This window comes from Vulcanococcus limneticus LL (assembly GCF_002252705.1).
Classification (GTDB): Bacteria; Cyanobacteriota; Cyanobacteriia; order PCC-6307; family Cyanobiaceae; genus Vulcanococcus; species Vulcanococcus limneticus.
Genome location: NZ_NQLA01000082.1, coordinates 1 through 7,451, shown reverse-complemented (window position 1 = coordinate 7,451; position 7,451 = coordinate 1). Strand labels below are relative to the sequence as shown.

The 7,451-nt window shown below is 63.2% G+C and carries 7 protein-coding genes and 1 pseudogene; all 8 read right to left on the bottom strand.

Features of this window, described 5'->3' with window-relative positions; genetic code table 11:
* Positions 1 to 45: 45 nt before the first annotated feature.
* Entirely contained in the window at positions 46 to 306 is a 261-nt protein-coding gene (locus CJZ98_RS16870) for a PIN domain-containing protein (protein WP_198537928.1), read from the bottom strand.
* Positions 303 to 521, bottom strand: a complete 219-nt coding sequence (locus CJZ98_RS16865) for a hypothetical protein (RefSeq protein ID WP_232756573.1) — start codon at positions 519 to 521, stop codon at positions 303 to 305. The genes CJZ98_RS16870 and CJZ98_RS16865 overlap by 4 nt, the downstream gene beginning before the upstream one ends.
* A gap of 234 nt (positions 522 to 755) precedes the next feature.
* Positions 756 to 1,760: pseudogene (locus CJZ98_RS16860) on the bottom strand (IS5 family transposase).
* A 390-nt stretch (positions 1,761 to 2,150) separates the two neighbouring features.
* Complete coding sequence (locus CJZ98_RS19190) at positions 2,151 to 2,534, bottom strand: RNA recognition motif domain-containing protein (protein ID WP_232756572.1); 384 nt, start codon at positions 2,532 to 2,534, stop codon at positions 2,151 to 2,153.
* Positions 2,535 to 3,148: 614 nt separating this feature from the next.
* Positions 3,149 to 4,204 (bottom strand): type III polyketide synthase, encoded by a 1,056-nt coding sequence (locus tag CJZ98_RS16840; protein ID WP_332835056.1) that lies wholly within the window; start codon positions 4,202 to 4,204, stop codon positions 3,149 to 3,151.
* Positions 4,205 to 4,222: 18 nt separating this feature from the next.
* A complete protein-coding gene (locus tag CJZ98_RS16835; RefSeq protein WP_094592277.1) occupies positions 4,223 to 5,404 on the bottom strand; it encodes an NAD(P)/FAD-dependent oxidoreductase in 1,182 nt (393 codons plus the stop codon).
* Positions 5,388 to 6,164 (bottom strand): methyltransferase domain-containing protein, encoded by a 777-nt coding sequence (locus CJZ98_RS16830; protein ID WP_232756571.1) that lies wholly within the window; start codon positions 6,162 to 6,164, stop codon positions 5,388 to 5,390. Before CJZ98_RS16830 ends, CJZ98_RS16835 begins: the two co-directional genes overlap by 17 nt.
* A 73-nt stretch (positions 6,165 to 6,237) precedes the next feature.
* Positions 6,238 to 6,612, bottom strand: coding sequence for a transposase (locus CJZ98_RS19600; RefSeq protein WP_094592275.1), 375 nt, complete (start codon positions 6,610 to 6,612; stop codon positions 6,238 to 6,240).
* Positions 6,613 to 7,451 lie beyond the last annotated feature (839 nt).

Genomic DNA, 7,451 nt, shown 5'->3' with positions numbered 1-7,451 from the left:
CGGCGGAAGAGATGTCGGGCATCGCCAGCGGTGAGACCCACCGACCTAAACCGATGCTGACAGGGGCGCGGATGACACCGTGGACAGACTTTTAGGCGGCCCTGCCTGGCAGGGCAAGGTGGCGAACTGGGTCTCCAGCAGGCGTGCCTCCTCCGGGCGGGCTGAGCGCAGCACCTCAATGCGCACGGGCTCGGCGAGATGGGCGTCGGGATCGAGCACATTCGACGCAATGAACTGCTTCAGGGGGGCGGATCTGCGGGTCGGGGTGAAGTCAATCCAGAGGCTGGTGTCGAGCAGGAAGGTCATGGCGTATTCCCCTGGTCTCGCAGGCGATCGCGCTCCTGGTTGGCCTCGAAGGCCTCCAGTTCCACTCCCCACTCACCGCAGAGAAAGCGCTGGGCGATCTGGGCACGGCGCCGCGGCTGCAGGGCCTCCTCCATCAGGCAGCGGATGGCGGAGCCGTTCTTGGGCTCACCCGTCAGCTCCAGGACTTCCGCCATCTCCTTTGCGAAGTGGCTCATCGGAGTGCGTCACTGTCGCGCGAAGGTCTGCTTCTACGCGCGTCGGGCCCCGGCTACGTCGCCAAGGAACCTCTGGGCAACAAGGCTGCTGGAGCCCCCAGGGGCTCCCAGGTGCTCGGGACAGAGATTCTTGATGGATGTGAGCAATGATTTGCTCTGACTTCGTCGCTTTTCGGCTATTTCTTCCTCCTCTCAGTGGCCAGTCTGTCCCCAACGGGCACACCACTTCCCCATTCATGTTCCACATAGCAACTGAAGCCTTGCAAGAAACAGATTTGTCAGTGCAGCCAGCACATTGATCTTGCAGTGGTTCTTGGTCATGCCCCGCAGCCGGGTCTTCTGAAAGCCGAACTGCTGCTTGATCACGCGGAAGGGATGCTCCACCTTGGCCCGGATGTGAGCCTTGGCAGCCTCCACCAAATTCTCCAGCCGGCCATCGGGTGTATCCGGTAAGGCCCGGCGCTTGCCGGGGCGCATGGCAACCCGAAACTTGACGGTTTTGCCCTCCATCTCCTCTCGTTTCTCAATCCCTTGGTAGCCAGCGTCTGCGTACACCACCTCCTCCTCGCCGTGCAGTAGGTCTGCTGCTGGGGTGAGGTCGTGCACATTGGCGGCGGTGGTCTCCACCGAGTGGATGAGGCCTGTGTCCTTGTCCACGCCAATGTGGACTTTCATCCCAAAGTGCCACTGCTTGCCCTTGCAGGTCTGGTGCATCTCGGGATCCCGCTTCCCAGCTTTGTTTTTGGTGGAGCTGGGGGCAGCGATCAAGGTGGCATCGATGATCGTGCCCTGCTTCATGGCCATGCCGTGTTCCTTGAGATGGGCTTTGACCGTCTGGAAAATCTGCTCTCCCAGGTGGTGCTTCTCAAGCAGGTGCCGAAACGCCAGAATCGTCGTCTCGTCAGGAATCCGGTCGCTGATCAGGTCGATCCCGGCGAAACGGCGCATGGTGGGCACCTCGATCAGCGCCTCTTCCATGCCTGGGTCGCTGAGCGAATACCACTGCTGCATCAGGTGAATCCGCAGCAACCGCTTCGCGGAAGCCAAGGGCTACGTGGCCAGCGGGTAGGGAGGTCGGCCGCCTTTTGTGCTGATTCTGGGGTAGTGAGGCTCGATCAGATCGATGAGTGCCTTCCAAGGCACCACCTTCTCCATCTCAGCCAGAAACTTCTCACGCTTGGTGCGTTTCTTGGTCGTGGTCTGCTCGTAATCGCCGAACCCGAGCTGCTTGCCACCCATGGACTTGGTCCTGGCCTGCGTTCACAGGACCATTGTCCCGTGATCAGCCTGGGTTTTCCAGGGGCTCCCTAACGCTGGAGCCCGGGGCCTCCAGACGCAGGAGGGGAGGTAGCGGGCATGACAGGGGTAGAAGCCAGCCACCAGGGGGCAGAGGCCGATGGGGTCAGCGATGCCGGAGCCTGTGATGGCCGCGGTGAGCATGCGGATGATGGCGAGGCGACTAGTCCAGGTTTCAGGGAAGGCGAAGGCACTGGCGAAGGGGCTTTGCTTAAGCCGACGAAGGGTCATCGCCGTCGAGCAAGCCAGCACCGCACCCCGAGGCCAGCCAGGACAAAAGCCGCCCCAGGGAAGCGCACAGACCCACGCAGCCTGTGGTGGACGGGGATCTGCCTAGTTGACCCTGATCGTGCGACCGACCCACTCCCCGTCCTGGAGGTCACGGATGACCTTGGTCTCGTCGTTGGCGTCCGCTATCTCAATGAAGGCGAAGCCACGCTTGCGGCCGGTGTCGCGGTCAAGGGGCAGACTGCATTTGCACACCGAGCCGTACTCGGCAAACAGGCGCTGAAAGTCCTCCACTACGGCGTCGCAAGAGAGGTTGCCGACGAAAAGGGTGATCAATTGAACCAAACTGATGACTCTGATTCGCTGAAAGATCTGAAGAAAGTCGCTGCCCGATTGGTGATCAACAGGGGCCCGAAGCCCCTGGAACTCGCCGCCTGGGGAAGAAGGCCACAGGAGAGTGGTCGTCGAAACGACTTCTGCCAACACCATGGCTGTGGACGGCTGCAGAATCGTCTACTGGCTGGCGTGCTGCCCTCGGCCAGGGCTCACGCATCAAAAAGCGCCGCCGGGGCGACGCTTGGAACTCCCTGCGCCGCCCGACAGGAGCTGCGGACGGTTGATTCCATCGTGCAGGCCCTGGGGAGGTGATGCATGCGATCTACTGTATCAATACAGCTTTACGTACTCTGTGTTGGCTGACTCCTCAGTTGGCGTCTAGTTCCCGCAACCATCGGAGTGGTCAGTTTCCCCGTCTGGCCGGTGCGGGTGATGCCGGCCGGCGGCAGCAGGGATTCATGTCTGCCATGTGATTGTTGCATTCCAGATGATCTACGTAGCGCCTGAGATGAGGCACAACTGGCTTCTGACGCAGTACCTCGAGCCTGCGGAAGCCCAACGGAGGTCGTCGCCATGGCACGGCGGTTTGTCGGCCTGCATCTCCAGGAGCCGATCGAGATCAGTGCCGTTCCCCGGGCTCTTGGCGTCAGCGAAGCCTACCTGGATATCAGTGTTGGGATCTTGCTGAAGCCGCAATCGCAGGCATTGAATACGCTGAACCTGCATCCAGGCCTTGATCCGGGCGTCGCAGCTGCTGAGATCCTCAATCAGAGGCCCTGCTCCTGCGTGAGTAAAGCCGCTTCCACCGTGAGGCCAGGGCCGAAGCCCAAGGCCAGGCATAGCCCGTGGCAGTCCCTGGTGCGCAGCCTCTCCAGGATGAACAGAATCGTTGCCGACGACATGTTGCCGAACTCGCGCAACACCGAGGTTGACAGATCGATCTGAGCCGATTGCAACCCGGCGCTCTCCAACACCGCCCCCAGAATGCGAGGCCCGCCAGGATGAACGGCCCAAGTTTCCACATCCGGCAACGTCAGGCCCAGGCCAGCCAGCCAATGTTCCAGCCATGGGCGTAGCTGAGTGGCGATGCGACTGGGGACCTGGGCCGAAAGGACCATCGAAAAACCATGATCTTCGATGATCCAGCTCATCAGATCTTGCGTACCGGGGAGCACCGTTGACGACGAGGCGACAAGCTGCAACCCCCGTGTCTGGCTGGCTCCGACACCTCCGCCATCGGAACCCACCGCCACCACGGCGCCGGCGCCGTCGGCGAACAGAGCATTGGCCACGATGTGGTCGGGGTTCCAACCCTCCTGCAGGTGAAGGCTGCAAAGCTCCACCGCACACAGCAGCACACAGGCGCTGGGATCGGCCTCCACGAATGCCCGAGCCACCCGCAGGCCGTTGAATGCCCCATGGCACCCCATGAAGCCCACATGGGTGCGGGCCACTTCCATGGCCAAGGGCAGGCTGGCGATCAGGGCCAGGTCGAAGCCAGGAGCGCCAAACCCCGTACATGACACGGTGATCAGATGGGTGACCGTGTTTGCCTTGATGCCGGCATCCTCCAGGGCCAGGCGAGACGCGCGCAGGGCCAGATCCAGCGCCGCCGGTTGATAGCGCCGCATCCGCTCGGCCGTGGAGGGGTTGGTGGAGTGTGAGAGGGGAATGCAATGGCGGTTCGTCACCCCCGAGTGTTGGTAGATCCGCTCCAACAGGCGTTGCTGACGGGGGCTGGCACTGCCCATCTGCGGTGCAAGGGCCAGGGCTTCACGCTGGCTGAGGCGCCACTCCGGCACCGCAGTGCCAAGACCAAGCAAGGACAAAGGCATGATCGATCAGTCCGTCGGGCATGGCAGGACGGGCCGTTGTAGGTGCTCAATCAGCGAACCGGTGATCGAGGGGAAGATCCTCGCCATCCGGTGTAGTGCCCAGCTTGCCTCGGGGTTCCGCAAGACCAGCGCCAGGGCGCGGCAAGAGGTCTGTCGCCGCGTCACCCAACGGTGGTGAAGGCGCCGCCACTCCGTCTCGATTGCACCATCCCAGTGCTCCAGTGCATGCCGCACCAGGGGCAGGGCAGCCAGTGAGGAGGTCAGCGCCCAGCCCATGCCTTCGCCGGTGAAGGGCTCTACATAGCCGACGGCATCACCCAGCAGCAGCAGCCGGAAGCCAGCCTGAGGGCGGGTGCTGCGGCTCAGCGCTGCGGTGAGCTGCCAGGCCGCATCATCGAGGCTGGGCAACGGCGCAAAGCCCGCTTCCGACAGGATCGTCTTGCAGGCCCCGGCCGCACCGCCGCTGGATTGCAGCAAGGCCCGATCGATGGCACAGGCCAGGTTGATCTCTCCAGCCTCCACCCGCACCAGACCCACGTACCCCCCACGGCCCACAGCCATCTGCAGAACACCGGGCGGAAGTCCGGCGGCTTCCCCAGGCAGAACACAACCAGCCCCCACACGGCTGTGGGGTTCGATGTTGGAGTTGAACGTCGGTTCGGCTTGCAGGCAGCGGTGGGTGAGACCAGCCGCGATCAGCACCACCTTGGCGCTGACACTCCACCGTTCGGTGCCTTGCTGCAGCACGACCTCCCGGCAAGACTCCGTCCCTGCAGCGGCAGCGCCCAGCACGGCCCGGGTTCCCGTCAGCACCATGGCACCAGCGGCTTCAGCGGCTTCCAGCAGGGCCTGATCCAAGCGGGCCCGGGAGAGGGCCCGGCCAGCCCCCAGTGGGATCGGGCTCACCAGGCCAGCAACCCCCAGCTGCAGCTGCTGCAGGGCAAGCCCACCCTGCGCCTCAACCAGCCCCGCGAGTCCGGCGGCCTCAAGCGCTGCCAAGGCCTGCGGACTGAGGCAGGCCCCACACACTTTCCAACGGGGGAAGAGCCGCTGCTCCACCAGCAGCACCCGCACCCCGGAACTGGCAAGGCCATGGGCCGCAAGGGCACCTGCGGGTCCAGCACCCACCACCACCACATCCCAGCAGGGCGCAAGCGGCGGGAAGAGAGGATCAGGTGCTGAGGGCATCTCGACGCCAGGAGAGCAGGAAGCGCTCGGGCCAGAACCTGGTGATCTGCGCGCCCGCCAGGCCAGCGGCGGTGGCCAGACGCGCCACTTCGTCGAGCCGAAAGGCACCCCCCACCGAGAGTGGTCCGTCGATCTGCACGATCGGGGAGCGACTCAGCAGCCGGGTGCCGATCCAGGTGAGCAACAGATCCTGGTGGCTCCGGATCAGATCGTGCACCAACAGCTGATCCAGTGTGGCGGCGGCCATCGAGCGCAGCAGGGTTTCGGCGTCAGGCTCGATGAGGTGGTGCAAAAACAGCGATGTGGTGATCAGGTGATAGCCACTGGGGAGAGGGGCACCGATCGCATCGGCCTGGAAGATCTGGGCCTCCAGACCCTCCGCCCTGGCCGCTGCGCTGGCAACGGCGACGGCCTGGGCGCTGATGTCGCAGCCGTGCACCTCAAGATCGATCCCCTCTCGCTGGCTCATGCGACAGATGGCCCGTACCGTGTCGCCCCCACCGCAGGCCACATCGAGGAGGCGTAGCCGCCGCGTGGGTGCCTGCCTCGCCAGACGACGGATGGCGGGGAAGAAGCAGGCGGCACTGCGAGTGAACGCATTGATGCGAGCCAGGCCGAGCAGGGCCGCCTGATGCGCCTGGGGATCAAGGCCAGGCTGATCCATCAGCTCAGGCCTGAGCTGACGCTGGCTCAGCTGACGCCACAACACAGGCAGTGGCACCGCCAGGGCCGCCTGGAGTTCAGCGGACGTTCGCTCCAAGCTTCTCTCCTGTACGTCCATGTCATGCCGTAACCCTAGGAACGTTGCCGCAAGCTGGGCTCCACCCCGGCGCTCAACCCCAAGCCATACGAAGTGCTTGAGATCGAGCAGGACCGTAAGCCAGACAAACTGATCCCGGCTGGTGCTGAATCCGGAGAGTTCCGCTGCCGTGCCTACCCTGAAGCCAGTCTCCATTCCCTCGTCGCCTGTAACCGGGAGAACCCCAGAACTCGCTGATGCGACTGCGGTCCGGTTGGTGGTTGCCGGTCAGCACCCTGAAGGCCAGATCCTCATAGCAGGCACGCTCGATCCTGCGGGGCGAGACGATGCCCACGCAGTAGGAGTAGAGCAACAGCATCGTCATCATCCGCGGATCAAACCCCTTCTCCCCGCGGGTATCCCTGGCCTGAGCGGGGATCAAGGCCTGTGAGTGATCCAGTTCCTCCACCAGGTCCAGCAGGACAGAGCCAAGCGCTCTGGGCCTTGTCTTCGATTACCACAAATGAGAACGCTTGAAGCTTGGACACCGTCACGTGAATGGGGCCGCCGTCCTCATCCAGGGAGACGGCGGCCACGGTCGAAACCTTGCTCCCAGATCCGCGGCCTGGCTTGCCACCATTGCATTCTCCGCGAAGGCAAGCATGATCCAGCTGCAACTTTCATGCAGGTCACATCCTTCCTATTGCTCGCTCAGGACCTGGATCATCTTGCTGTGCATCAACAATGCTGTGCGGTAGCTGACCCCGAGTTGCCACACCAGAGCCAGAGAGAATGTACTGATCTTTGCCTGGCCAATCAAGTAAACGGCTAGGAAGCAGATCGCGAGAGGCAACATCGTCGCTTCTGTGATGATTCCAGCAGTGAATGGTATCTGATGACGACACTCTCGACACTGATACCGCTCGTGGCGGCGCCCAGAGAAGAAGCCATGCTCGTTCTGTCCACACCGAGGGCAGTGGAATCCCTGCTGGCCCAGCGAGCTGCCTCAAGGTCGGCCTCGGAGTTCTGCTCGGCGCCGCAGAGCTCCATGAACTGGGGTACGGACATTCCAGGCTGGAACAGGATTCGGTTGAAGGCCATGGCGTCAGCTACTAGTGCACAAGTACAATTCTGGAACTGGCCGGAACCGCTTGGGCGCTGGCAATCTCATCAAGTCCCTCGCTGGTGTTGACCGTCAACAACGCGTCGCCTTGACGTGGACCCCGGAAACCGGTCCAGGGTGAATGAGAGTCCTCATCCGGCCAGACTGGGCCGGGGACTCGACCATGAAACGCACCAGGCACACAG

Excerpts from the sequence above, each read along its gene's own strand:
- CJZ98_RS16835 (WP_094592277.1), bottom strand. The coding sequence starts at position 5,404 with ATGCCCTCAGCACCTGATCCTCTCTTCCCGCCGCTTGCGCCCTGCTGG.
- CJZ98_RS19190 (WP_232756572.1), bottom strand. The coding sequence starts at position 2,534 with ATGGTGTTGGCAGAAGTCGTTTCGACGACCACTCTCCTGTGGCCTTCT.
- CJZ98_RS16865 (WP_232756573.1), bottom strand. The coding sequence starts at position 521 with ATGAGCCACTTCGCAAAGGAGATGGCGGAAGTCCTGGAGCTGACGGGT.
- CJZ98_RS16870 (WP_198537928.1), bottom strand. The coding sequence starts at position 306 with ATGACCTTCCTGCTCGACACCAGCCTCTGGATTGACTTCACCCCGACC.